The following is a 23,193-nucleotide window of genomic DNA, read 5'->3' as shown; positions in this document are numbered from 1 at the left end:
TACCGGTCGCTTTAGGCCAACAATCCGCGTTGGCTTTCTTCCTATCGCATCGGATGTGAGCAGCATGATCAAGCGCTACAGTATCTTCGCCGACTACCATCAGTTCTACTTGCGGGATCATGGGGCAAGTCCGGATGCCCCGACGGAGTACAGCGAGGAGGATACGGCCCGCCGCATCAAGACAGGACCGTTCGTGGTCGTCGTTCAGCCCGAACGTAACATGGACGTGCCGGTCGAGGTCGAGATCAGGGACGAACCGCCGGACCTCGACCTTGACGCATGGGATCACGTCGCTGAGGCCAGCCTCGACCTACCGTCAGGCAAGCTTGAAATCCACGAATGCACCGGAGGATCGGTGGACGTCCTGACGGTCTCGACGGGCACATACCGGATCCGGACCTATCATGGCGGACTGGGTACCCTGAGCGAAGACAACCTCGACGGCGACGATCACTACCGGATCGTGCTGTGGCCTGCTCCCTTCGCTAACCTCGCCGTGCTGAAGCAGTACGTCGATCCGCGCGGTGTATCGTAAGCGCCATCTGGAGCGACGAACGACCGCTTTCGGGCATCGCCTCGGGGGCCCAGAACGACTGGAGTTGAGTCGAAAGCAGCCCCAGGGGGCAAGTTCCATCCGTCAGATTTTGACGGCTAGGTCCCCGCGTAGGCGTTGACGATGGCGGCGATCAGGCCGGGGAAGCGGGCCTCGACCTCGTCCCAGCGCGTATGGTTGCGCATCTCGACGCCGTGGCGCTCGCTGCGGATCAGGCCGGCCTCGCGCAGCACCTTGATGTGGCTCGACAGCGAGGATTTCGGGATGACCCGGTCGCCGAGCTTCGACACCGACGCGCAGGCCTCGACGCAGCCGGCCCGCATGATGCTGGCGAAGATGGCGGCGCGCGCGGGGTCGGACAGGGCGTGCAGGATCGCCTCCGGGCGAACGTCCTCGATGGCGGGGTGGAACAGCGGCCTCATCTTTTATCCATCTGGGGTCTTGAACCGTGCTCCGCTAGTTCCGAATTCCTGAACTATGGGATCAACGGCGCCGCTTCCGGGCCGCCCCAGGGTGAAGGTTAGCACAGATGTCGAAGCTTGCAGGCAAGGTGGCCGTGGTGACCGGCGCATCGAAGGGGATCGGCGCAGGGATCGCCAAAGCACTAGCGAAAAACGGCGCGGCGGTGGTGGTGAACTACGCGTCGAGCCGGGAGGGGGCGGAGGCCGTCGTCGCCGCCATCGTGGCGGCCGGGGGCCGGGCGGTCGCGGTACGGGGCGACGTCACCAAGGCAACGGAGGCGCAAGCGGTGATCGAGGCGGCGGTGACGCAGTTCGGCCGCCTCGACGTGCTGGTCAACAATTCCGGCGTCTACGCCTTCGCCACCATCGAGGAGGTGACCGAGGCGCATTACCGCCAGCTCTTCGACGTCAACGTGCTCGGCGTCCTCCTGGCCTCCCAGGCGGCGGCCAAGCACCTCGGCGAGGGCGGCAGCATCGTCAACATCTCGTCCGCGATCACCGACATCGAGATGCCTGCCTCGGCGGTCTACACCGCCACCAAGAGCGCGGTGAACGCGATCACCGGCGTGCTCGCCAACGAGCTGGCCCCGCGCAGGATCCGCGTCAACGCCGTCAGCCCCGGCTACGTCGTCACCGAGGGGACGCAGAGCGCCGGCATCGCCGGCTCGGAGATGGAAGCGGGGCTCGTCGCGCAGACGCCGCTGGGTCGCGCCGGGCAGCCCGACGACGTCGCCGACGTGGTCGCGTTCCTCGCCTCCGACGAGGCCCGCTGGGTGACCGGCGCGGTGATCAACGCGGCCGGCGGCGTGCGCTGACCATCGTGGACGCGGGGCTGACGACGGCTCAGCCCTGGCGGCGCTCGAAGCGGATGGGCCGGTGTCCGTCCGCTTCGGCCCGCATGTCGACGGTCCAGAGGCCGCCATCGTCGCCCTCCAGGGTGAAGCGGAGCGCGTAGCAGACGGGATCGAAGCTGGCGGGATCGCGGAACTCGACCTCGTCCAGCCACCAGGGCTCATCGCCACGGCCACAGGCCTTCGCCCGGTCCACGAACAGGTCGAGATAGGACGCGGCTTGGTTTCGCAGGGGGCCGAGCGACGCGGTGACGAGATCCGCTACCGCGACCTGTGCGGCATTCGGCGCGCCGTTCTCGTCGCTCAGATGGAGGCGGATCGGGCCGACCTGCCGGACCCATCCGGCCGGCCCCGCCCGCGTAAAGTCCGCCACCATTCCGTGCTCCCTACTTGTCGAACAGGGCCTGGAGCGCCGCCCGGTCCTTGGTCTTCGGCAGCGCGATCAGGGTGAGGATGCGGGCCTTGTCCGGGGTCAGGTCGTCGGCGAAGACGGCCCCGGCCTTGAGCAACGTGTTGCCGCCGCCCTTGAAGCCGTAAACCGGCAGGGCGCGGCCATTATAGACCTTCGTCGCCACGATCACCGGCACGCCCTTGGCGATGACGTCAACGATGGCGTCGTGCATCTCGGCGTTCATGTTGCCCCAGCCATAGGCCTCGACCACGATGGCCTCGGCGCCCGTCTCGGCCGCATGGCGCACCTGGCTCCCGTCGGCCCCCGCATACATCGCCACGAGATCGACCCGCGGCATGCGGTCGGGCAGTGGCAGAGTCTGGCGCCGCAGGGACTTGCGGCTGAAGATCACGCGGTCCTCGTCCACGTAGCCGAGGAAGCCGGCATCGCCCGAATTGAAGGTCTCGACATTGCTGGTGTGGGTCTTGCGGACCTCGCGGGCGGCATTGATGTGATGGTTGAGCGTCACCGTCACGCCCATGCCCGTCGATCCCTCGGCGAGGATCTGGCGGGCGGCGTTGAGGAGGTTGCGGGAGCCGTCCGAATCCCAGTCGGAGGCGTTGCGCTGGGCGCCGACGAGCACCACCGGCTTCTCGCTCTTCAGGGTGAGATCGAGGAAATAGGCGGTCTGGTCGAGCGTATCGGTGCCGTGCAGGATGATGGCGCCCTTGATCGCCGGATCGGCCAGAACCTCATCCACCTTGCGCGAGAGGCCGGGCCAGCGGTCAGGCCCCATGTAATCGCTCGGGACGTTGCTGAACTCCGTCACGGCAATCGATGCGATGTCCTTCAGCTTCGGCACCGCCGCGACGAGATCCTCGCCCGAGAGCGCGGGGACGGGGGCATGCGTCACCGGATCGAGCTTCATCGCGATCGTGCCGCCGGTGGCGATCACGGCGATCTTGGGCAGGTCGGCCGCATCCGCCGGATGCAAGAGGAACAGCAGACCGGTGAGGCCCAACAGTGTTTGTCTGAAGATCGTCGACGCCGTCATGAACGCACCTCGTCTCACGCGACCGGTCCCGGCGGGATCGGCCCTGTCACGACGGTTGGATGACTGGCCCATCTCTGTCCAGGGCGGCGGACGTCGTCGGGACGACATCGCGCACCGAATGAATCCGGTTCGTCGACTTGGTGTCGCGTCAGGGTTGAACGAACAGACGCTCGATCAGGGCCGCGATCCAGATCAATGCGGCGATGGCCTGCGCCATGAACGTCCCGGCCGAAGCGAGATCCTTGACGATGCCGATCTTGCGGTGCTGCGCTGGATGGAGATGGTCGCAGAGCTTCTCGATGGCCGTGTTCAGGAACTCGGCCGCCAGCATCAGCAACAGGCTCGCCAGCAGCGCCACCCGGACCCAGAGCGTTCCGCCGACGAGCAACGCCGCCGGCAGGCCAATCACCAGCAGGACGAGTTCGAGGCGCAGGGCCCGCTCGGTCCGGGCACCGTGGACGATCCCGCGCCAGGAATTGAGGAAGGCGAGATAGAGCGCGTGCATGACCTCAGCGATCCGCGGGCGCGCCGCGCGCGATCCACTTGGCGAGAAGCGGACCGGTGAGGAGGACGACGAACAGCCGGAGCGTCTGCACCGCCAGGACGAAGGACACGTCCGCCTTCGAGCCGACCGCGATGATCGCCACGGAATCGAGCCCGCCGGGACTGGTGGCGAGGAAGGCGGTGAGGAAATCCACCGGAAGCAGGAAGGTCAGGCCGAAAGCCCATCCGCCGCACAGGGCGATGACGGCGAAGGTGGCGACGAGGATGCCGGGCAGGGCGGCGACCGTCTCGCGCAAGGTCTGCGCCGTGAAGCGCAGTCCGACATACCAGCCGATGCAGGCATAGGCGAGGTCGAGCAGCGGCTCCGGCAGCGCCATCGACACCACGCCCGTGGCATGGAGCACCGCGCCCAGGATCATCGGCCCGACGAGGGCGCTCGCCGGCAGGCGCAGCAGACGCGCCAGGAAGAAGCCCGCCCCGGCGACCGCCAGGGTCGCCAGCACGGACAGGCTGCCGACCTCCGACAAGGCCGCCGCCTTGGCCGGACCGGACGCATCGGTGAGGATACGGGCGACGATCGAGGCGGACAGGACCACGGCGGCGACGCGGACATACTGCATGAAGGCAACGAGGCGCGGGTCCGCGCCGTATTCCTCGGCCATGGCCGTCATGGCGGCGGCCCCTCCCGGGGACGAGCCCCAGGCGGCGGTGCTGCCGGGCAGGATACGCAGGCGGGTGAGGGCCCAGCCGACGAGGGCACCGGCCATCACGGTGACGAGGACGACGGCGAGGATCAGGACGCCGTCATCGAGCAGGGTTCCGACGATATCGGCGGTGACCGATTTGGCGACGAGACAGCCGATGATGGTCTGGGCTGCCTGGAACGCCGATCTCGGCAGCGACAGGCTCGCGCCGCCGACCCCGAAGGCGATGGCGACCAGCATCGGGCCGAGCAGGAGCGCTGCCGGGAACCGCGCCAGCGTGAGGCTATAGGCGAGGGCGGCCGACGCGGCGACGAGGGCCGTCCAGAGGCCGAGGGAGCGCAGACTGGGCACGGGGAACCGGTGTTCGGAGGGCAGCCGGCGCTACACCGGATCGATGACGCTGTCACGGCGGCTGCCGGCATCGTCGCGAAACGCCGCGGTCCCGGCCGGCGCATGCGCCCTGAAGAAACTCGCCAGATGCGAGAGGCCGGCCGCGCGCGGATCGCTGGAGCGCCATGCCAGCGCGATGGTCCGGCCGGGCCCGTCGACGTCGAAGCTGCGTGTCACGGTCAGGCCGCTGGCATCGGCACCGGCCGGGACGGCAAGGGCGGGGAGCAGGGTGTATCCCGCCCCCGCCGCCACCATCGATCGCAGCGTCTCCAGGCTGGTGGCGTGGCGGCCCACCGCAGAGCCGGCGCCGCACGCCGCCACGGCCTGGTCGCGCAGGCAATTGCCCTCGTCGAGGAGAAGCAGGTCCGGCCCGGAAATGTCCGTCGCTCGCAACGCCCCGCCCTGGGCGAGGGGATGGTCCGAAGGGCAGGCGAGCAGGAACGGCTCGACGAAGAGCGACGACACGGTGAGACCGGAGATCGGTATCGGCAGGGAGATCAGTGCCGCATCGACGCGACCGTCGCGCAGTCCCTCCAGGATCTCGGCGGTCTTCGCCTCGCTCAGGGCGAGGGAGAGCAGCGGGAATTCCTGGCGCAGCGTCCGCAGCACCAGGGGAAACAGGTACGGCCCGAGGGTCTGGATCGCGGCGAGGACGAGGCGCCCGGTGAGCGGCGCGCCGCGCCCCTCGCTCGCCAGAGCCAGCAGGCGCTGCGCCTCGGCCAGGACCGCGCGCGCCTGGCGGATGATGTTCTGCCCCGCCGGCGTCAGCATCACGCGCCGGTTGCCGCGCTCGAACAGGACGAGGCCGAGGGCTTCTTCGAGCTTACGCACCTGCACGCTCAGCGTCGGCTGGGTGACGTTGCAGCGCTCGGCGGCGCGGCCGAAATGGTTCTCGTCGGCGACGGCGACCGCGTATTCCAGATCCCTTAGGGACAATCCCGAGACATTCATAGGCTCCATCTATCGCAACCTTTGCGACGATGCATTAGCCAAACGGATGAGCGCGGTTCATAAGGGTGTCTCAGAACGATTCCAGGATTGCTTCCGCGTCGCCGCGAGCCACATCCGTATCGTCCAGATATTTCAGGAGAGAACGACGCATGAGCGATCAACGCCCGATTTTGACGACGCGCCAGGGCCACCCGGTTCGCGACAACCAGAGCACCCGCACCGTTGGCGAGCGTGGTCCCGCGACCCTCGAGAACTACCAGTTCATCGAGAAGATCACGCATTTCGATCGTGAGCGGATCCCCGAGCGCGTCGTGCATGCCCGCGGCGCCGGCGCGCACGGCTTCTTCGAGGCCTATGGCAAGATCGGCGACGAGCCGGCCTCCAAATATACCCGCGCCCGCGTGCTCAACGAGACCGGCGTGAAGACGCCGATGTTCGTGCGTTTCTCCACCGTGGCCGGTGCCAAGGAGAGCCCCGAGACCGAGCGCGATCCGCGCGGCTTCGCGGTCAAGTTCAAGACCGTCGACGGCAACTGGGATCTGGTCGGCAACAACCTCAAGGTCTTCTTCATCCGCGACGCGATCAAGTTCCCCGACATGATCCACGCGTTCAAGCCTGACCCGGTGACCAACCGACAGGAGGCTTGGCGCTTCTTCGACTTCGTGGCCCAGCACCCCGAGGCGATCCACATGGTGACGCATCTGAAGTCGCCTTGGGGCATCCCCGCGAATTACCGCGAGATGGAGGGCTCGGGCGTCAACACCTACAAGCTCGTCAACGACGCGGGCGAGGCGGTTCTGTGCAAGTTCCACTGGGAGCCGAAGCAGGGCGTCCGCAACCTGACCTCGGCGCAGGCCTCCGAGATCCAGGCCAAGGATGTCGGCCACTCGACGCGCGACCTCTACGACAACATCACCGCCGGCAACTTCCCCGAATGGGAATTCTGCGTGCAGATCATGCCGGACGGCCCGAACGACCACCTGTCGTTCGATCCCCTCGACGACACCAAGTTGTGGCCGGTCGAGGATTTCCCGCTCCTGCCGGTCGGCCGCATGGTGCTGGACCGCGTGCCGGACAACTTCTTCGCGGAAGTCGAGCAATCGGCCTTCGGCACGGGCGTGCTCGTGGACGGCATCGAGTTCTCCGACGACAAGATGCTCCAGGGGCGCACGCTGTCCTACTCGGACACCCAGCGCTACCGCGTCGGCGCGAACTACCTGCAACTGCCGATCAACGCGCCGCAGCCGGGCGTAAAGGTCTACTCGAACCAGCGCGACGGCCAGATGACCTACGGCGTCGACGGGACGGGGAAGAACCGGCACATCAACTACGAGCCCTCGACCATCGGTGAGGGCCTCGCCGAGGCGCCGAAGCCGGCGAAGGACTATCACCAGCCGGTCCAGGGCCAGCTCGGCCGCTACCAGACCTCGCGCACCGAGGACGATTACACCCAGGCGGGCGTCCGCTACCGTTCGTTCCAGGATTGGGAGCGTGACGACCTGATCGCCAACCTCGTCGGCGACATGAAGCAGTGCCCCGAGGCGATCCAGCTGCGGATGGTCTGGCACTTCTGGCATGCGGACGAGGATTACGGCCGTCGCGTCGCCGAAGGCGCTGGCATCGATCTGGAGAAGGCCAAGGCCCTGCCGCCGCTTCCGGGCCGCGCAGCCCCGGGCAAGCGCCTCCAGGCCGAGACCTATACCGACGGAAGCCACGCACACCGCGTCGCCGCCGAGTAAGCATCGGTAGTCACCGTAGACGCAGAAACCCTCCGCGATCCCAAAGGATCGCGGAGGGTTTTTTATGCGTTCATTCGGCCGCAAGGGCCGCGCCGACCTTTCGGTCCCGGCCCGCACCGAGAGCGAAGGCGGCCGCCGTCACGGCGATGGCGCAGAACAGGCCGGCCGAGACGCCCCAGCCGCCAAAGAGGTCGTGCGCGAAGCCGAACCCGAGGGGGCCGAGCGCGGCGATGGAATAGCCCACCGCCTGGGACATGGCGGAGAGGCCGGCCGCGCTGGCGACATCGCGCGCCCTCAGCACGACGATGGTCAGCGCCAGCCCGAACAACCCGCCGAGCCCCAATCCGAGGCCGATGCCCAGCGGCAGAACGAGGCCGACCGGGCCGTGGACGAGGCCGAGGAAGCTCAAGGACGACAGCGCCAGCAGGGCGACCGCGATGCCGCGCTGATCGGAGAGCCGGGCGGCGAAGGCGGGGACGAGGAGGGCGCTCGGCGCCTGTCCGATGCTCATCACCGAGGCGACGAACCCCGCCTCCACCGCCGACAGGCCGCGACTCTGCAGGACCACCGGAAGCCAGCCGAAGGTGATGTAGGCGAGGGACGATTGCAGGCCCATGAAACCGGTCACCTGCCAGGCGAGGGGATCGCGCCAGAGCGGGGCGCGGCGGGGGGGCGGTGCCCCTTTCTCCCGCTTGGGCACGAGGGCGACCCATGCCAGGGCCGCCACCACGGCCGGTAGGGCCCATGCCGCAAGCGCCGTGGTCCATCCGCCGAGGAGATCGGCGAGCGGCACCGCCGATCCGGCGCCCATGGCTGCGCCGAGGCAGAGCACCATCGTGTAGAGGCCGGTCATCAACCCGGCCTTGTTGGCGAAATCCCGCTTCACCAGCCCCGGCAGCAGGACCCCGGCGAGGCCGATCCCGGTCGCGGCGATACAGGCCCCGGCAAAGAGGGGAGGCAGACCACCGAGCCCGCGAAGGGCCGAGCCGAGGGCGATCACCAGGATGGCGATCAGCACGCCGCGCTCGGCCCCGGTGCGGCGGACCATCACCGGGCCGAGGATACAGGCGAGGCCGAGGCATAGGACCGGCAGCGTCGTCAGGAACGCGGCCCCCGAGGCGGTGAGGCCGGTCTCGGCGCGGATAGCCTCGAGCAGCGGGCCGACGGAGGTGAGGGCCGGGCGCATGTTGAACGCGACCAGCATCATCCCGAGCCCGACCAGGGCGGGGCGAGCGATCCGGGGAGGGGTGTCGGTCACGCGGTTCGATGCCTTCACGAGTTACGTCGTCGTCATGTGCCGCGGCGACTTCTACGTGCCGCGGCATCTTTATGTGCCGCGGCGCTTCGCCAGGAGCGCCATGAGGCCGAGGCCGGCGAACATCCCGGCGAAGGGCCAGTCACCCAGGCCGGCATAGAGGGTGCGGCCGGGCAGCCGGACGGGAAGGTCGGCATCGAGGATGCCCTCGACCCCGACGGGAAGGCTGGCGGTGATGCGCCCATACGGATCGACCACCGCCGAGATGCCGGTATTGGCGTCGCGCACCAGGGGCAACCCCTCCTCGACGGCCCGCAACCGGGCCTGCGCGAAATGCTGGCGCGGCCCCGGCGTGTCGCCGAACCAGGCATCGTTGGTGAGGTTCAGGATCAGCCCCGGCACGGGAGGGGGACCGCCGGGCGCCCGCGTGGGCAGGATCTCGCCGGGAAAGATCGCCTCGTAGCAGATCGTGGCGGCGACGGGAGGCAGGCCCGGCACGTCGAGGAGGCGCTGGCCGGAGCGGGCGCCGGGGGTGAACCCGCCCGGAATCGAGACGAACTGGCGCACACCCACCGCCCTCAGGACGGCGTCGAGCGGTCCCGGCAGATACTCGCCGAACGGCACGAGATGGACCTTGTCGTAGAGGTCGCCGAGCTTCGGGCCGGCCGAAATCGTCAGGATGGAGTTGAAGAAGCGCGGACGCTCGTTCGGGAGCGGCTCCTCGGCCCGCGCGGCGCCGGTGATGAGCTGGCGCCCGGCCGGGAAAGCCGCGGCGATGCGGGCGAGGGAGGCCGGATCGCGCTGAATCAGGAACGGAAACGCCGATTCCGGCCAGATCACGTGGGTGACGTCGGCGATGCCGGTCCGGTTCGGAGCGGCGGCACGGTCGCTGAGCTCGATGTACCGGTCGATGATGTCGGCCCGGTTCTCAGGCCGGAACTTGGCGTCCTGGTTCAGGTTCGGCTGAACCAGCCGCAGGCGCACCCCGGCCACGGTCGCGCTCGGCGACGCGGGCAGCCGAACCGTGCCGAACAGCGCCAGAGCCGCCAGCGCGAGACAGGCCGCGAGTGCCGGCGCGTAGCGGCCGCGTACCGTCTCGCCGGTGGCGAGGGTGGCGGGCGCCGAAGCGATCAGGACGGCGAGAAGCGTCAGGCCGTAGAGGCCGATCACCGAGGCCGATTGCATCAGCCAGAGATTCTGGCCGAGCGCCATGCCGAGCGTGTTCCAGGGAAAGCCGGTGAACAGGTGCCCGCGCAGCCATTCGCAGGCGGAGAGACCGAGGGCGAATGCCGCGAGGCGCGCAGGCCCCCGCGACCACAGCAGGCGCGCGAGCGCGAAGCCCGCCGCGTAGAAGAGCGCCAGCACGGCCGGCAGGCCGATGACGCCGAGGGGTAATGCCCAGAGGAACTCGTCGGCCTCCACCAGGAAAGCCGAGCCGAGCCACCACAGACCGGCGGTCAGATAGCCGAAGCCCCAGGCCCAGCCGATGAGCGCGCAGGCGAGAACGGCCCCACGGTTGCCGCGCCGCCCCGTCGCCGCGCCGTCGATCAGCCAGACGGCGACGCTCAGCGACAGGACGAGGGCGGGCAGGGCTCCGAAAGGCGGCATCGCCAGGGCCCCGGCCGCCCCGGCCAGGACGGCGATGAGAAGGCGGCGCCAGCCCGAGGTGAGCATGACCCATTGCGCGAGGTGAGCGAGCGGCCCCGTCGCGCTTGCCCGCACGGGCGCGGAGCGCGCGTCGGCGCCCTCGATGGCGTGGCTCATCTTCGGGTCATCCCGGCTGGACCAACAGCCCGAGACGCGGATGCCCCGTCTCGGGAAAAGCTGATGTGAGATAAAAGCCTGGCGCATCGTCCCGGACCGGGGGTCCGGCACGATCTCCAGCACGCGGTGCTACGATGCTTCGGCGATCGGGCTGCTGCTCGGCGGCGGCAGGGCCAGGGGAATCAGCGGGGCGATCTTCAGCGGGCCGCGATGCAGCCGCAACCGCTTGACCCGGCGCGGATCGGCGTCGAGCACCTCGAATTCGAGGTCGCCCGGCCCGGTGATGAGTTCACCGCGCGAGGGCACGCGCCCGGCGAGCGTGACGATGAGGCCGCCGATCGTGTCGATCTCCTCGGCCATCTCGCCCACCGCCGCCACGAGGTCGACGCCGCTCGCCTCGGAGACTTCGGCGAGGCCTGCGCGGGCATCGGCGACGAACACGTCGGCATCGCCCTCGACGCGGTGGACGAGGCGCCCTTCGGCCACGTCGTGCTCGTCCTCGATGTCGCCGACCACCATTTCGATCAGGTCCTCGATGGAGATCAGTCCATCGGTCCCGCCATATTCGTCGATGACGAGGGCCATGTGGGTCCGCGTCGCCTGCATCCGCACCAGCAGATCGATGGCGGGCATGGAGGGCGGCACGAACAGGACCGGCCGCTGGATACGGGTCGAGGCCAGGGTCGCCGACAGATCGACATTGCCGAGGTTGAGCGCCTTGAGGGCGCGGGTGCCGCGGCGCGGGCGCGGCGGGACGACGGCGACGACATCGCCGGCGGTGTCGGGGAGGGCGCTGACGGTGGCGGCGCTCGGACGGCGCGTGGTCGCCTCGGCCCTGGCGGCGATATGGTCGACGAAGTCGCGGATGTGGACCATGCCGCGCGGGTCGTCGAGGGTTTCGCCATAGACCGGCAGCCGGGAATGGCCGGCGGTGCGGAACAGCTTGAGGAGATCGCCGAGACTCGTCTCCATGGAGACAGCGACGATGTCGGCCCGCGGGATCATCACGTCGTCGACCCGCACCTTGTGCAGGCCGAGGACGTTCTTGAGCATCGCCCGCTCCAGGGGCGAGAACGCGTTCTCACCCGAATCGGGCTCGGCCAGGGCATCCTCGATATCGTCGCGCAACGAATCGCGCGGCCGGAGATGGAAGGCGTGCAGCAGGCGGTCGTACCAGGGCTCGCGCGCCTGCGCCTCACCGTCACTGCTACTGGGCGCAGCCTGAGCCGCGCCGCGACTTCGATCGTTCGTCATGTCTCTCTGATCTGGGAATGGGGGCGGAATCGCCCTTCAGTCGGCATAGGGATCGGGAATACCGAGACCGTGCAGGGCTTCGGTCTCCAGGGCTTCCATGGCGCTCGCCTCCGCGTCGCCGGTCTCATGGTCATGGCCGAGAAGATGAAGGGTGCCATGGATGAGAAGGTGCGCAAGGTGGTCGTGAAGCGGCGTCGACTGCTCCGCACTCTCGCGCAGCATCGTGTCATACGCAAGAACGACGTCGCCGAGGGGCACCGCGACGCCCGCATGGGCGGGTTGCGGGGGAGCGGGAAAGGACAGAACGTTGGTGGGTTTGTCCTTGCCGCGCCAGGTCCGGTTGAGTTCCTGCACCACGTCGTCGGCGGTGAGCAGGACGCTCACCTCGATCGGATGGTCCGGCAGTTGCGGAGCGACGGAGAGTCCCGCCTCCACTGCCCGGATGACGAAGGCTTCGAGATCGTCCGCCACGGAATCCCAGCGCGGATCCTCAATGGCGATGTCGATCTCCGATTCGATCTTCCGCCCCGGCATCACGACAGCGGCCTGCGGCGGGACATCGGCGAACGGTCCGCGTCGCCCTGGCCATGGGCCGCCGCCTCGTAGGCGGTGACGATGCGGCGAACGAGGTCGTGGCGCACCACGTCGACGTCGCGGAAGGTGACGCGGCCGACCCCCTCGACGCCGTCGAGGATGTTCACCGCCTCCACCAGACCGGATTTCTGGCCGGGCGGCAGATCGACCTGGCTCGGATCGCCGGTGATGATCATCCGCGAATTCTCGCCGAGGCGGGTCAGGAACATCTTCATCTGCATCGAGGTCGTGTTCTGCGCCTCGTCGAGGAGCACGACGGCATTGGTGAGCGTGCGCCCGCGCATGAAGGCCAGCGGCGCGATCTCGATGACGCCGGTCTGGAGGCTGCGGTCGACGTGCCGCGCCTCCATGAAATCGTAGAGCGCGTCGTAGATCGGGCGCAGATATGGATCGACCTTGTCGCGCATGTCGCCGGGCAGGAAGCCGAGGCGCTCGCCGGCCTCGACGGCGGGGCGCGACAGGATCAGCCGCTCGACATGGCCCTGTTCCAGCAGGGAAACGGCGTAGCCGACCGCGAGCCAGGTCTTGCCGGTGCCGGCCGGACCTTCGGCGAAGACGAGTTCGTGGTTGCGCAGAAGCTTGATGTAGGTGTCCTGCGCGGCGTTGCGGGCGCGCACGGCGCCGCGTTTGCGCGTGGCGATCTGGTCGAAATGCGGACGGTCCGGCTCGGCGCTCACCTCGGCGGACGGGAAGAGGTTGCCCTGGAGCGTCGTCTCCTGGATCGCGCCGTCGACGTCGCCGAGGGTGAGGGCGGTGCCGCTCGCCTTCACGCGGGCATAGAGCCGTTCGAAGACCTTGCGCGCCTTCTCGGCCGCATCCGGCGGCCCCTTGACCACGAGGTGGTTGCCGAGAGCCGTGGCGGTGACGGCGAGGCGCCGCTCAATATGGGCGACGTTCTGGTCGTACTGGCCGAAGACGAGGCTCGCGAGCCGGTTGTCGTCGAAGGTCAGCGACACATCCACCGTCTCCACGATCTCTCCCATTCGCGCAGCAGGCCCACGCCCGCGCAACGGCGCGCCTCGTCCACTCAGACCGTCAGATGCCGGCACGCCGAGGCTCCATGATGTGGGGATGGCTCGCAGAAGGGGAAGGTGGGAGGCGGCTGGGCACGCCCGTCCCATCGGCGGAAACGAGGGGGCAGCCTCCGGCGAAGCGCTCGCTCAAGCGGCAGCCGCCGCATTGGTGGCGATCTCGCCGAACAGGCTGTTCGAACCGGCCCGGATCACGCGCACCGACACCACTGTGCCGATGGTGGAGGGCGCGGCGTCGAACTGGACGGGCAGCAGATGCGGCGTCTTGCCGGCGACCTGTCCGGGATGACGACCGGCCTTCTCCACCAGGACCTCGACGACATGGCCCACGGCGGAGGCGTTGAAGGCGTGGCGCTGCGCGTCGAGCAGAGCCTGGAGCGCGGCGAGGCGCTCGGCCTTCGCGGTCTCCGGCACCGCATCGGCGCGTTCGGCCGCCGGCGTGCCGGGGCGGGGGCTGTACTTGAACGAATAGGCCGAGGCGAAGCCGATCTCGGCGACGAGCCGCATGGTCTCCTCGAACTCCGCGTCGGTCTCGCCGGGGAAGCCGACGATGAAATCGGAAGAGAGAGCGATATCGGGCCGGACCCGGCGCACGCGCTCGATCAGCCGGCGGTAGGCGTCGCCCGTATGCTTGCGGTTCATCGCCTGGAGCACGCGGGTGGACCCGGACTGAACCGGCAGGTGCAGGTAGGGCATCAGCGCGGCGATCTCGCCATGCGCCCGGATCAGGTCGTCGGCCATGTCGTTGGGATGGCTCGTGGTGTAGCGCAGGCGCAGCAGGCCGGGGATCGCCTCGAGGGCGCGCATCAGTGCGGGCAGCGTCACCGACGCCCCGTCGGCGCTGGCGCCGTGATACGCGTTGACGTTCTGCCCGATCAGCGTGATCTCGCGGGCTCCGCCACGGACGAGTTTGCGCGCCTCGTCCAGGATCGCCTCGACCGAGCGGGAGACTTCGGCGCCGCGCGTGTAGGGCACCACGCAGAAGGCGCAGAACTTGTCGCAGCCTTCCTGCACGGTCAGGAACGACGACACCGCCGCCGTCCGGCGGACGGGCAGGTGGTCAAACTTGTCCTCGACGGGAAATTCCGTGTCGACCACGCGGCTCGCCTTCGAGCGGGCGAGGAGATCGGGCAGGCGATGATAGTTCTGCGGGCCGACGACCACGTCGACCGCGGGCGCCCGCGCCAGGATTTCCTTGCCCTCGGCCTGAGCGACGCAGCCGGCCACCACGATCCGCGTGTCGAGGCCGGCTTCCGCCCGGGCCGTCTTCAGGACGCGCAGGCGGCCGAGTTCGGAATAGACCTTGTCGGCGGCCTTCTCGCGGATGTGGCAGGTGTTGAGGATGACGACATCCGCCTCCTCGACGGTCTCCGTGGCGGCGTAGCCCTGGCTGCCCAGCAGGTCCGCCATGCGGCCCGCATCGTAGGCGTTCATCTGGCAGCCGTAGGATTTGACGAAGGCTTTCTTCAACGAACCTGTTCCGACATCGTGGGGCCCGCGGGCGCCCTGCAAAATACCTCTGTCCGGCCCCGTGCTAGCACGTTTCGCCCGGCCCGTCGCTTCCTCGGATCGGTCGGCGAAAGACGGCCGGGCAGACTGGTCACGTCGCGAATGCCTGAGCTTTCACTGCAACGCTCGCAACAATGTCTGAAATAAAAACCACTGCGGCCGCGCTTTCATCAAGGTAAAGCTTTTCAACAAATAGGAAGGCGACTAGTTTTTTCATCCCGACACCGGTGACGGATTCGTCACGTTTTTCCCCATGCGGAGCAGGGTTTACGTGACACCGGATCGCAGCCTCGAAACCCTCGCCTCCGCACCCGCGACAACGCTTCAGCGCATGCTCGCCGTCTGCGTCGCCAGTGCCTTCGCCGCGATGACGGTGGCGCTCCTGCCCATCGCCGCGTCGCCGACCGCGCCCATGCCGGGCTTCGTTCCGAGCTATCAATCGGCGCTCATCGCGGTCTACGCGGTGACGACCTTCCTGCTGTTCACGCAATATCGCCGGACACGCTCCGTGCCGCTGCTGCTGCTCGCCGCCGGCAGCCTCTACACCACCCTCATCGTCCTGGTTCAGCTGCTCTCGTTTCCCAACGTGTTCGCGGCGGGCCGGCTGCTCGGCACCGGGCCCGACACGACGACCTGGCTCTGGACGTTCTGGCATATCGGGCCACCGCTCTTCGCCCTGCCTTACGCCCTGGCCGAGCGAGGCGACCGCGACCGCCGGGTCCCGTCCGCCCGCACCGATGCGGCGGCATGGTGGACCGTGGTCGGCACTGTTCTCCTCGTCGGGCTCATCGCCCTCCTGGTGCACCGCTACGTGGCGTGGCTGCCCAAAAGCGTGGAGGGCGACGATTACTCGCTGCTCGCGACTAGCGGCATCGGCCCCGGCGTGGTCGCCCTGACCCTCGTGGCGCTGGTCACCCTGTGCTGGACCACCCGGTTGCGGACGGTGCTGCAGCTCTGGCTCGCCGTCTCGCTGCTGCTGCTCGTGCTCGATAGCGTCATCACCATGGCGGGCGCAGCCCGTGGCACGGTCGGCTGGTTCTCCGGCCGGATGGAGGCGCTGGCCGCCGGGATCATCGTCCTCGGCGTCTATCTGCGCGAGGTCGACTTCCTCTACGGACGCGCCGAGGGGACGGCCGCCGAGCGCGAGCGCCAGCGCGCCGAACTCCAGCTCGCGCGCGACAACCTCGCCATCGCCCTCGACGCCGCCGATATGGGTGACTGGTCCCTCGACCTGTCGGCCGACACCTCACGCCGGAGCCTGCGCCACGACAGCATCTTCGGCTACGACACTCTGCAGCCGCGCTGGGGCCTGGCGGAGCTGCGCGGGCATGTCCTGCCCGACGATGCGGCCATTCTCGACGACGCCATCGCGTCGGCTGCGCGGCAGGGCGGTTTCGAGACGGAATTCCGCATCCGCCGCGCCGGAGACGGGGCGATCCGCTGGGTGGCCCTTCGCGGCAAGGCCTATCTCGACGAGGCGGGAGACACCCGGTCGCTGGCCGGCATCGTCATGGACACGACCGACCGGCGCGAGGCGCAGGAACGCATCGTCCAGGGACAGAAGATGGAGGCGATCGGGCAGCTCACTGGCGGCGTGGCGCATGATTTCAACAACCTCCTCACCATCATCGTCGGCAATCTCGACATGATGCTGCGACGCTCCGGCGACGCGCAGAGGGTCGAGAAACTCGCCCATTCGGCGATGGTCGCGGCGCGGCGCGGCGCCGAGGTCACCGAGAAGCTGCTCGCCTATTCGCGACGCCAGGTCCTGCGGCCCGAGACGGTGAACCCCAACCGCCTGCTGATGGATTTCCGCACGCTCCTGCACCGCGCGGTCGGCGAGACGATCGGCGTCAGCTTCGAACTCGACGCGTCCCTCGATCCCGTCCGCCTCGATCCCGGCCAGTTCGAGAGCGCGGTCCTCAACCTCGCCGTCAACGCGCGCGACGCGATGCCGGCGGGGGGAACGCTGGTCGTCAGGACGGCCAATGCCGAGATCGGCGTCGACCGCCATGCCGGCCTGCGCTCCCTCTCGCCGGGTGCCTATGTCCGCATCACGGTGACGGATAGCGGCACCGGCATGGATGCGGCGACGGTGGCGCGGGCGTTCGAGCCCTTCTTCACGACGAAGGAGGTCGGCAAGGGCACCGGTCTCGGCCTCAGTCAGGTCTACGGCTTCGCCCAGCAGGCCGGCGGAACGGTGCATCTGTCGAGCGAGCCCGGTCGGGGCAGCGCCATCGACATCTACCTGCCGCGCTCGTCCGAGCGGGCGGTAGAGCGGCAGGCCGACCAGATCATGCCGCTGCGCCGGGCGGTGGAGGGCGAAGTCGTCCTGGTGGTCGAGGACGAGCCGGCCGTGCTCGACATGGCAGTCGATAGCCTGACCGATCTCGGCTACCGCACCGTGACGGCCTCCCACGCCGCCGCCGCGCTGGACCGGCTCGGGAGCGAGGATCGGATCGACATCCTGTTCTCGGACGTGGTCATGCCGGGCGGCATGAACGGGGTCCAGCTCGCCGTCGAGGCGCGGCGCCGACGCCCGGCCCTGCGCATCCTGCTGACCTCGGGCTACACCGGCAACGCTCTCGGAGACCAGGGCGTGCCGGCGGACCAGCCGCTCCTCAGCAAGCCCTACCTGCGCCAGGATCTGGCGGAGAAGCTGCGCTTGGTGATGGGCCGGGCCTGACCGGCCTCAGGCGGCGATATCCGCGGAAGTGAGAGTCTCCGGCTCGGGATCGGCCACCGGGCGGTTCACGAGCCCGTCCTCCCCCCGTCCCGTCACCGATTTCTGCATCGCCCGGCGCACCGAGGTCTCGGCCATGGCCGTGGCGCGCTTGCGGTCGGTGCCGGCCTCGAAGGCGATGGGATCGCCCCAGACCACGTGGACGTCGATCGGGCCCTCCTTCAGGAACAGCGCGAGATGCGGCGCGAGTTCCATGTCGCCATACCAGGCGACGCCCGGCCGCTCTGACCGGATCAGGGGCAGGCCGTTGCGGCGCGGATAGGTGATCGCCAGCGGCTGGAGCCGGACCCGGTCGCGCGTGCCGCCTTCGGCATCGATGGCGGCGCGGGCGGCGCCCACGAGCGAGGAGCGGAACGGCAGCAGCCTCGTCCCGTCGCCGGTGGTGCCCTCGGCGAAGAGGACGATGAGGTCGCCATCGGTGAGCCGGTTCGCCACCGTGGCGTTGACGCTGGCGGTGGCGGCGCGACGCGCCCGGTCGATGAAGACGGTGCGCTGGAGCCGGGCCAGGGTTCCCACCACCGGCCATCCGGAAATCTCGGACTTCGCCACGAAGGAGAGCGGCCGCAACGACCCGAGCACGAGGATATCGAGCCAGGAAATGTGGTTGGACAGGACCAAAGCCGGCTCGCCCAGGGCGGGCGGCGTGCCGCTCTGCGTCACCTTCACCGAGAACAAAGCCAGGAAGACCCGGTGGAAATAGGTCGGCGCGTGGGCGGCGATCCGCCCACGTCCGAATCTCAGGCTGAGCAGGTGCGGCCCGACCAGCACCCCGAAGGCGAGGACACAGATCAGGAGCCGGATGGCGGTGCCGAGTCGCGTCATCATCGGCCGTCGATCAGGAGCCGCGGATCACGACAGGGTCGCCGTCATGGTGAAGGCGGTGGCGCGACTGCCGTCGGCACGGGCGTAATACCCGGTCCGCTCGCCGACCTGCTTGAATCCGTGCCGGGCATAGAGCTTCAGCGCCGCCGCGTTGCCCTCGTCAACCTCGAGATGGACCTTGCTCACGCCATTCAGCGCCAGGTGCCCCAGATGCTCGCGCACGAGCTTGTGGCTCAGTCCCCCTCCGCGCGCCGAGGGCGCCAGGACGACGGTGAGGATCTCGGCCTCGTCGGCCGCGCGGCGCGACAGGACGAATCCCTGGATCGTCCCGGCGCGCCAGAGGGCATGGGCCTCGGTCGAGCGCTCGCACAGCATCCGCTCGAATTCATGCGCATCCCACGGCCGGGCGAAGGCGGTGGCGTGAAGGCGAGCCAGAGCGGGGGCGGCAGAGGAATCGCGCAGCGGCGCCACGTAGGGCTCTCCGCCCCAGGCGTCCCACCAGGCGAGCCACCAATCGAGGGCCCAGAGCGGCGAAATCGGGCGAATCATCGGCGGGCCAGCCTCGCATGATCCTGGGGAACGGCGTCGGGTCCGCGCAGGTAGAGCGGTCGCGCCAGGGCTTGGGCGGGATCGGCGAGCATGCCGAGGGAGGCGATCCAGGCGATCTGCGGCGGACCGGCATCGCTGATCGTCGCGGTGAGGCCACGGGATTTCAGCAGCTGGGACAGAGCGGGCGCGCCGGAACCGACGAGGGTGATGGCGCCGCGCCCGACGAGGTCCGCCGCCTCTTCGAGGCGAACGAGGCTGGGGGGCACGACGATGCCCTCGGCCATGTCCATGGCCTGGAAATAGACGGAGCCGTGCCGGGCATCGATCGCCGCGGCGATCAGGCCCTCGCCGCTAGTGGCGAGCAACGGCGCCAGAAGGGCGGAGAGGGTGGTGACGCCGATCACCGGGATGCCAGCGGCGAGCCCGACCGCGCGGGCGGCCGAAAGGCCGACCCGCAGGCCGGTATAGCTGCCGGGGCCGACGGTGACGGCGACGCGGTCGAGGCTCTCGAACCCGCCATCCACCCGCGCCATCACGCGTTCGAGCATGGGAAGCAGAGCCTCGGCATGACCCCGTGCCAGCGTCATGGATTCTTCGGCGAGAAGATCGTCGGAGAGGTCCGTCGCGATGCAGACGGAGCAGGCGTCGAGCGCCGTGTCGATAGCCAGGATACGCAACGTCACTCCAGATCGGGATGCCCGCCGGGCTTATGAGTTTACGACGAAAAAGGCCGCCCCGTCAGCGCGGGGCGGCCTCGAAGGCGACGAAGGACGCGGAGTGTTGCGCGCTTGCGACGACGTTCAGACCGCCTGGACCTCGCGCACCTCGGGAAGGAAGTGCTTGAACAGGTTCTGCACCCCGTGCCGCAGGGTGGCGGTGGAGGACGGGCAGCCGGAACAGGCGCCCTTCATCTCCAGATAGACCACACCCTCCTTGTAGCCGCGGAAGGTGATGTCGCCGCCATCGCTGGCGACCGCCGGGCGGACGCGGGTCTCGAGCAGGTCCTTGATCGTGACGACGGTGTCGTGGTCCGCCTCGTCGTAGAACTCCTCCGCGTCGTCACCGCCGAGCACGACGCCTTCGGCGAGGACCGGGGCGCCGGACTGGAAATGCTCCATGATCGCGCCGAGGATCGCCGGCTTCACCTGCGGCCAGCCATGCTCGTTCTCGATCTTGGTCACCGAGATGAAGTCGTGGCCGAAATAGACCCCGGCGACGCCGGGCACGTCGAACAGGCGCTGGGCCAGGGGCGAGCGCGCGGCGGATTCGGCATCGCGCGCCTCGAAGGTCGATTCGGTCAGCACCACGCGCCCCGGCAGGAACTTCAGGGTCGCGGGATTGGGAGTGGCTTCGGTCTGGATGAACATGGCTCTGATAAATCCTCATCCGCTGCGCCGGTTCAAGGCCGGCCGGGAAGGGCGCAGGCAATGGCCCGCACCCACCTTCTCATGTGGACCGTGCGCGGGATTTTCTCAACCGGCGCAGGATGACGCCGTCCTGACCCCGGCGCTTTCGAGAGCCGGCATGTCGACAATCGCCGATGCTTCCTGTATGGCCCGCGACAACTCAAAACAGGATGCCGAAATCCTGACGCACGCTGTCCCCTCCTGGGATCGTGGGCGCGCACCGGCAGGAACTTGACCATGAACATCATCCAGCAGCTCGAGCAGGAGCAGATCGCTTCGCTCGGCAAGACCATTCCCGACTTCCAGCCCGGCGACACGGTGACCGTGAACGTCAAGGTGAAGGAAGGCGAGCGGACCCGCGTGCAGGCCTATGAAGGCGTGTGCATCGCGCGCTCCGGCGGCGGCCTCAACGAGAGCTTCACCGTCCGCAAGATTTCCTACGGCGAGGGCGTCGAGCGCGTCTTCCCGGTCTACTCGCCGATGATCGATTCGATCGCCGTCGTGCGTCGCGGCAAGGTCCGCCGCGCCAAGCTGTACTACCTGCGCGACCGTCGCGGTAAGTCGGCCCGTATCGTCGAGCGCGCCGATCGCCCCGCCGAGAAGGCCGCCAAGGCCGATGCCTCGAAGGCCAACAAGGACGCCCGCAAGGCCGAGAAGGCCGCCAAGTCCGCCGCGAAGACCGCTGCCGAGTAAGATTTCGGCGCGACCCGCCAGAGAATGCGGAAGGCCGGGCGTTTGCCCGGCCTTTTTCGTTTGCGGCGAGAGGCGTCGGCGCCTCATCCGGGCTCCGGTCGCAATCACACCGTGGGATCGGCCGGGACCAGGATCATCTCGAGCCGCCCGCCACGGGGGAAGGGGACCATCTTCATCTCCCGCTTCGGCGCCCGGTCGATGAGACCCGCCGGATCGGCACGCCGGTCGATGGAATAGGTCGCATCGATGTCCCGCTGACGCTGCTGCGCTCCGCGCTTTCCCGACATGTCGGCGAAACTCACCGTCGACGACGCTACAATCACCACGACAGCGAGTGCCACTTTTTTATACAACATGATCTACCTTAGTGCATGTTTCAGCTACATAAGGGTCAACGACAGGCCAGCGCTGCCTAATCCGACGTCGTTATGATCAGCCATTGAACAACGTGCGGCGTCACACGCCGTGATCCACGTCGTCCTGCCGCTCGGTCGAGGATGGAATGAAGCGCTCGGGCTCTCCGGCGATCGTCGGATCGAGACCATCGGATTCAGCTCCGCGATGGTCTTCCAAATAGCAGCCACACAGGACCGGTGCGCGCGGCGGACGAACCGCCGGTCTCACGTCTCGCGAGATCGTATCGCCCTTCCCGGCCTCGTTCTGAGACGGCGCGGAGCCGCGGGAGGAGGGCACGGCGTCGCGCAATAGGCGGCGGGGATCGACCCCACCGCCAGAATCTCATCCCCGACGCAGGGCTTCCAGCACCTTCGCGCCCGGACGCCCGGTCGGCGGCATGCCGAGCTTGCGCTCGACATCCTTGATCGCGTCGCGCGTCTTGGAGCCGACCTTGCCGTCCGGCTCGCCGACATCGTAGCCCTGGGCGGTCAGTCGGGTCTGGAGGTCGCGGCGCTCGGCGCGCGACAGCGGCGGATCGTCTGTGGGCCACTCGGCCTGGATGCCGGAGCGGCCGCGCAGGCGGTCGGACAGCACCGCGATGGCAAGGCCGTAGGATTCGGCCGCGTTGTAGGAATAGAGCGCGTCGAAATTCCGGGTCACCAGGAAAGCCGGGCCGTTGATTCCGGCGGGGAGCAGGATGCCGGCGGGGCCGTCGGCGGAGAGCGGGCGGCCATCGACCCGGGTGACGCCCATGGACGCCCAATGCGCCACGGCGTGCTTGTTCTTGCGGCCCGCCGCCCCGGCATTGAAGCCCTTCGGCACGCGCACCTCGTAGCCCCAGGGTTGGCCGTTCGACCATTTGGCCACGCGCAGGAAGTTGGCGGTGGAGGCGACTGCATCCGGCACCGAATCGACGAGGTCGCGGCGCCCGTCGCCGTCGCCGTCGACGGCGAGGCGCTGGTAGGTGGTGGGCATGAACTGGGTCTGGCCGAAGGCGCCGGCCCAGGACCCCATCAGGCGCTCGGGCGCGATGTCGCCGCGCTCGATGATCTTCAGGGTCGCCATCAGCTCGCCCTTGAAGAAGCCGGCACGGCGGTGGCCCGAGCAGATCAGGGTCGCGAAGGACTGGACCAGGGGCATCTTGCCGAGGTTCTTGCCGAAATTCGATTCGACGCCCCAGACCGCGGCGATGGTGTAGCGGTCGACGCCGTAGCGCGCCTCGGCACTGGCGAGCGCCTGGGCGTGCTGCTTCATCGCCGCCTTGCCGTCGTCCACGCGCTCGTCATCGACGAGGGCCGCCATGTAGTCCCAGATCGGCGTCTTGAACTCGGGCTGGGCCTGGGACAGCTCGATCACCTTGTCGTCGAAGGCGATGCCGTCGGTGGCGGCGCGGAAGGTCTGGGCCGAGACGCCCTGCGACGCCGCCTCGGCCTGGAGGCCGGCGAGGCAGGAGCGGAAGTCGGCCTGCGCCGGCCCCGAAGCGGCGGCTCCCGCGAGGCAGAGAAGGGCGGTCAGCTTCGCGCGCGACGTCATGGGCGGTCTCCCGGGCGGTTTTTGGCGAGTCCCCATCTTTAAGGCG

At 68.8% G+C, this 23,193-nt stretch carries 23 protein-coding genes; 5 read left to right on the top strand and 18 right to left on the bottom strand.

Translation table 11 applies throughout. The features are described 5' to 3' along the window. Positions 1 to 64 precede the first annotated feature (64 nt). The gene (locus A3OK_RS0111155) at positions 65 to 535 is read left to right on the top strand and encodes a hypothetical protein (RefSeq protein WP_019904948.1); all 471 of its coding nucleotides are present in this window, start codon (positions 65 to 67) and stop codon (positions 533 to 535) included. 116 nt (positions 536 to 651) lie between these two features. Here the strand turns inward: A3OK_RS0111155 and A3OK_RS0111150 are convergent, their stop codons facing one another. Beyond that, the gene (locus tag A3OK_RS0111150; protein WP_019904947.1) at positions 652 to 975 is read right to left on the bottom strand and encodes a helix-turn-helix domain-containing protein; all 324 of its coding nucleotides are present in this window, start codon (positions 973 to 975) and stop codon (positions 652 to 654) included. A 107-nt stretch (positions 976 to 1,082) separates the two neighbouring features. Between A3OK_RS0111150 and A3OK_RS0111145 the strand changes: the two genes are divergently transcribed. Further along, a complete protein-coding gene (locus tag A3OK_RS0111145; RefSeq protein WP_019904946.1) occupies positions 1,083 to 1,829 on the top strand; it encodes a glucose 1-dehydrogenase in 747 nt (248 codons plus the stop codon). Positions 1,830 to 1,857: 28 nt separating this feature from the next. Here A3OK_RS0111145 and A3OK_RS0111140 read toward each other — a convergent pair whose 3' ends face one another. The 5 genes from A3OK_RS0111140 to A3OK_RS22695 all read right to left on the bottom strand — a co-directional run bounded on the left by A3OK_RS0111140 (position 1,858) and on the right by A3OK_RS22695 (position 5,859). Continuing rightward, the gene (locus tag A3OK_RS0111140; RefSeq protein WP_019904945.1) at positions 1,858 to 2,241 is read right to left on the bottom strand and encodes a hypothetical protein; all 384 of its coding nucleotides are present in this window, start codon (positions 2,239 to 2,241) and stop codon (positions 1,858 to 1,860) included. A 10-nt stretch (positions 2,242 to 2,251) separates the two neighbouring features. After that, entirely contained in the window at positions 2,252 to 3,310 is a 1,059-nt protein-coding gene (locus A3OK_RS0111135) for an asparaginase (protein WP_026597148.1), read from the bottom strand. Positions 3,311 to 3,458: 148 nt separating this feature from the next. Beyond that, a complete protein-coding gene (locus tag A3OK_RS0111130) occupies positions 3,459 to 3,815 on the bottom strand; it encodes a diacylglycerol kinase (RefSeq protein ID WP_019904943.1) in 357 nt (118 codons plus the stop codon). Positions 3,816 to 3,819: 4 nt separating this feature from the next. Continuing rightward, entirely contained in the window at positions 3,820 to 4,869 is a 1,050-nt protein-coding gene (locus A3OK_RS0111125) for an AbrB family transcriptional regulator (RefSeq protein WP_019904942.1), read from the bottom strand. A 30-nt stretch (positions 4,870 to 4,899) separates the two neighbouring features. Next, on the bottom strand, positions 4,900 to 5,859 hold the full coding sequence (locus tag A3OK_RS22695) for a LysR substrate-binding domain-containing protein (protein WP_019904941.1): 960 nt from the start codon (positions 5,857 to 5,859) through the stop codon (positions 4,900 to 4,902). 149 nt (positions 5,860 to 6,008) lie between these two features. Here A3OK_RS22695 and A3OK_RS0111110 point away from each other — a divergent pair, with 149 nt between their 5' ends. Beyond that, complete coding sequence (locus A3OK_RS0111110; protein ID WP_019904940.1) at positions 6,009 to 7,598, top strand: catalase; 1,590 nt, start codon at positions 6,009 to 6,011, stop codon at positions 7,596 to 7,598. A 70-nt stretch (positions 7,599 to 7,668) separates the two neighbouring features. Here the strand turns inward: A3OK_RS0111110 and A3OK_RS0111105 are convergent, their stop codons facing one another. The 6 genes from A3OK_RS0111105 to miaB all read right to left on the bottom strand — a co-directional run bounded on the left by A3OK_RS0111105 (position 7,669) and on the right by miaB (position 14,966). Continuing rightward, positions 7,669 to 8,874: an MFS transporter gene (locus A3OK_RS0111105; RefSeq protein ID WP_019904939.1), complete on the bottom strand. Its 1,206-nt coding sequence runs from the start codon at positions 8,872 to 8,874 to the stop codon at positions 7,669 to 7,671. A 51-nt stretch (positions 8,875 to 8,925) separates the two neighbouring features. After that, positions 8,926 to 10,617, bottom strand: a complete 1,692-nt coding sequence (gene lnt, locus A3OK_RS0111100; RefSeq protein ID WP_019904938.1) for an apolipoprotein N-acyltransferase — start codon at positions 10,615 to 10,617, stop codon at positions 8,926 to 8,928. Positions 10,618 to 10,746: 129 nt separating this feature from the next. Next, positions 10,747 to 11,871, bottom strand: a complete 1,125-nt coding sequence (locus A3OK_RS0111095) for a hemolysin family protein (protein WP_019904937.1) — start codon at positions 11,869 to 11,871, stop codon at positions 10,747 to 10,749. Positions 11,872 to 11,907: 36 nt separating this feature from the next. Beyond that, a complete protein-coding gene (ybeY, locus tag A3OK_RS0111090; RefSeq protein WP_019904936.1) occupies positions 11,908 to 12,405 on the bottom strand; it encodes an rRNA maturation RNase YbeY in 498 nt (165 codons plus the stop codon). Then, positions 12,405 to 13,448, bottom strand: a complete 1,044-nt coding sequence (locus A3OK_RS0111085) for a PhoH family protein (RefSeq protein ID WP_019904935.1) — start codon at positions 13,446 to 13,448, stop codon at positions 12,405 to 12,407. Before A3OK_RS0111085 ends, ybeY begins: the two co-directional genes overlap by 1 nt. Before the next feature lie 177 nt (positions 13,449 to 13,625). Next, positions 13,626 to 14,966 (bottom strand): tRNA (N6-isopentenyl adenosine(37)-C2)-methylthiotransferase MiaB, encoded by a 1,341-nt coding sequence (miaB, locus tag A3OK_RS0111080; protein ID WP_019904934.1) that lies wholly within the window; start codon positions 14,964 to 14,966, stop codon positions 13,626 to 13,628. 310 nt (positions 14,967 to 15,276) lie between these two features. Here miaB and A3OK_RS0111075 point away from each other — a divergent pair, with 310 nt between their 5' ends. Next, positions 15,277 to 17,691, top strand: coding sequence for an MASE4 domain-containing protein (locus tag A3OK_RS0111075; protein ID WP_245259343.1), 2,415 nt, complete (start codon positions 15,277 to 15,279; stop codon positions 17,689 to 17,691). A 6-nt stretch (positions 17,692 to 17,697) separates the two neighbouring features. Here A3OK_RS0111075 and A3OK_RS0111070 read toward each other — a convergent pair whose 3' ends face one another. From A3OK_RS0111070 to A3OK_RS0111055, 4 genes are all read right to left on the bottom strand, one after another. Next, on the bottom strand, positions 17,698 to 18,570 hold the full coding sequence (locus A3OK_RS0111070) for a lysophospholipid acyltransferase family protein (RefSeq protein ID WP_026597143.1): 873 nt from the start codon (positions 18,568 to 18,570) through the stop codon (positions 17,698 to 17,700). A gap of 27 nt (positions 18,571 to 18,597) precedes the next feature. Beyond that, entirely contained in the window at positions 18,598 to 19,119 is a 522-nt protein-coding gene (locus A3OK_RS0111065; protein ID WP_019904932.1) for a GNAT family N-acetyltransferase, read from the bottom strand. After that, positions 19,116 to 19,796 (bottom strand): tRNA (adenosine(37)-N6)-threonylcarbamoyltransferase complex dimerization subunit type 1 TsaB, encoded by a 681-nt coding sequence (tsaB, locus tag A3OK_RS0111060; RefSeq protein WP_026597142.1) that lies wholly within the window; start codon positions 19,794 to 19,796, stop codon positions 19,116 to 19,118. Before tsaB ends, A3OK_RS0111065 begins: the two co-directional genes overlap by 4 nt. 123 nt (positions 19,797 to 19,919) lie before the next feature. Further along, positions 19,920 to 20,486, bottom strand: coding sequence for a NifU family protein (locus tag A3OK_RS0111055; RefSeq protein ID WP_019904930.1), 567 nt, complete (start codon positions 20,484 to 20,486; stop codon positions 19,920 to 19,922). Positions 20,487 to 20,762: 276 nt separating this feature from the next. On the opposite strand from A3OK_RS0111055, the gene rplS reads away from it, so the two are divergent. Then, a complete protein-coding gene (rplS, locus tag A3OK_RS0111050) occupies positions 20,763 to 21,218 on the top strand; it encodes a 50S ribosomal protein L19 (protein ID WP_019904929.1) in 456 nt (151 codons plus the stop codon). A 104-nt stretch (positions 21,219 to 21,322) separates the two neighbouring features. On the opposite strand, the gene A3OK_RS0111045 is transcribed toward rplS, so the two are convergent. Together A3OK_RS0111045 and A3OK_RS0111035 are read right to left on the bottom strand one after the other, a co-directional pair. After that, positions 21,323 to 21,505 carry a hypothetical protein gene (locus A3OK_RS0111045; RefSeq protein ID WP_019904928.1) on the bottom strand — a complete coding sequence of 61 codons (183 nt, stop codon included), beginning with the start codon at positions 21,503 to 21,505 and terminating at the stop codon, positions 21,323 to 21,325. Positions 21,506 to 21,956: 451 nt separating this feature from the next. Then, positions 21,957 to 23,147 carry a lytic murein transglycosylase gene (locus tag A3OK_RS0111035; protein WP_019904926.1) on the bottom strand — a complete coding sequence of 397 codons (1,191 nt, stop codon included), beginning with the start codon at positions 23,145 to 23,147 and terminating at the stop codon, positions 21,957 to 21,959. Positions 23,148 to 23,193: the final 46 nt, after the last annotated feature.

This window comes from Methylobacterium sp. 77 (assembly GCF_000372825.1).
Classification (GTDB): domain Bacteria; phylum Pseudomonadota; class Alphaproteobacteria; order Rhizobiales; family Beijerinckiaceae; genus Methylobacterium.
This window is presented reverse-complemented; position numbering and strand designations above follow the sequence as displayed.

Bases quoted from the DNA above. Each gene is read 5' to 3' on its own strand.
- A3OK_RS0111145 (WP_019904946.1), top strand. From the start codon at position 1,083: ATGTCGAAGCTTGCAGGCAAGGTGGCCGTGGTGACCGGCGCATCGAAG.
- rplS (WP_019904929.1), top strand. From the start codon at position 20,763: ATGAACATCATCCAGCAGCTCGAGCAGGAGCAGATCGCTTCGCTCGGC.
- A3OK_RS0111135 (WP_026597148.1), bottom strand. From the start codon at position 3,310: ATGACGGCGTCGACGATCTTCAGACAAACACTGTTGGGCCTCACCGGT.
- A3OK_RS0111150 (WP_019904947.1), bottom strand. From the start codon at position 975: ATGAGGCCGCTGTTCCACCCCGCCATCGAGGACGTTCGCCCGGAGGCG.
- A3OK_RS0111035 (WP_019904926.1), bottom strand. From the start codon at position 23,147: ATGACGTCGCGCGCGAAGCTGACCGCCCTTCTCTGCCTCGCGGGAGCC.
- A3OK_RS0111085 (WP_019904935.1), bottom strand. From the start codon at position 13,448: ATGGGAGAGATCGTGGAGACGGTGGATGTGTCGCTGACCTTCGACGAC.
- A3OK_RS0111055 (WP_019904930.1), bottom strand. From the start codon at position 20,486: ATGTTCATCCAGACCGAAGCCACTCCCAATCCCGCGACCCTGAAGTTC.
- A3OK_RS22695 (WP_019904941.1), bottom strand. From the start codon at position 5,859: ATGAATGTCTCGGGATTGTCCCTAAGGGATCTGGAATACGCGGTCGCC.
- lnt (WP_019904938.1), bottom strand. From the start codon at position 10,617: ATGAGCCACGCCATCGAGGGCGCCGACGCGCGCTCCGCGCCCGTGCGG.
- A3OK_RS0111095 (WP_019904937.1), bottom strand. From the start codon at position 11,871: ATGACGAACGATCGAAGTCGCGGCGCGGCTCAGGCTGCGCCCAGTAGC.
- A3OK_RS0111130 (WP_019904943.1), bottom strand. From the start codon at position 3,815: ATGCACGCGCTCTATCTCGCCTTCCTCAATTCCTGGCGCGGGATCGTC.
- A3OK_RS0111155 (WP_019904948.1), top strand. From the start codon at position 65: ATGATCAAGCGCTACAGTATCTTCGCCGACTACCATCAGTTCTACTTG.
- A3OK_RS0111045 (WP_019904928.1), bottom strand. From the start codon at position 21,505: ATGTCGGGAAAGCGCGGAGCGCAGCAGCGTCAGCGGGACATCGATGCG.
- A3OK_RS0111110 (WP_019904940.1), top strand. From the start codon at position 6,009: ATGAGCGATCAACGCCCGATTTTGACGACGCGCCAGGGCCACCCGGTT.
- A3OK_RS0111140 (WP_019904945.1), bottom strand. From the start codon at position 2,241: ATGGTGGCGGACTTTACGCGGGCGGGGCCGGCCGGATGGGTCCGGCAG.
- A3OK_RS0111065 (WP_019904932.1), bottom strand. From the start codon at position 19,119: ATGATTCGCCCGATTTCGCCGCTCTGGGCCCTCGATTGGTGGCTCGCC.
- ybeY (WP_019904936.1), bottom strand. From the start codon at position 12,405: ATGCCGGGGCGGAAGATCGAATCGGAGATCGACATCGCCATTGAGGAT.
- A3OK_RS0111070 (WP_026597143.1), bottom strand. From the start codon at position 18,570: ATGACGCGACTCGGCACCGCCATCCGGCTCCTGATCTGTGTCCTCGCC.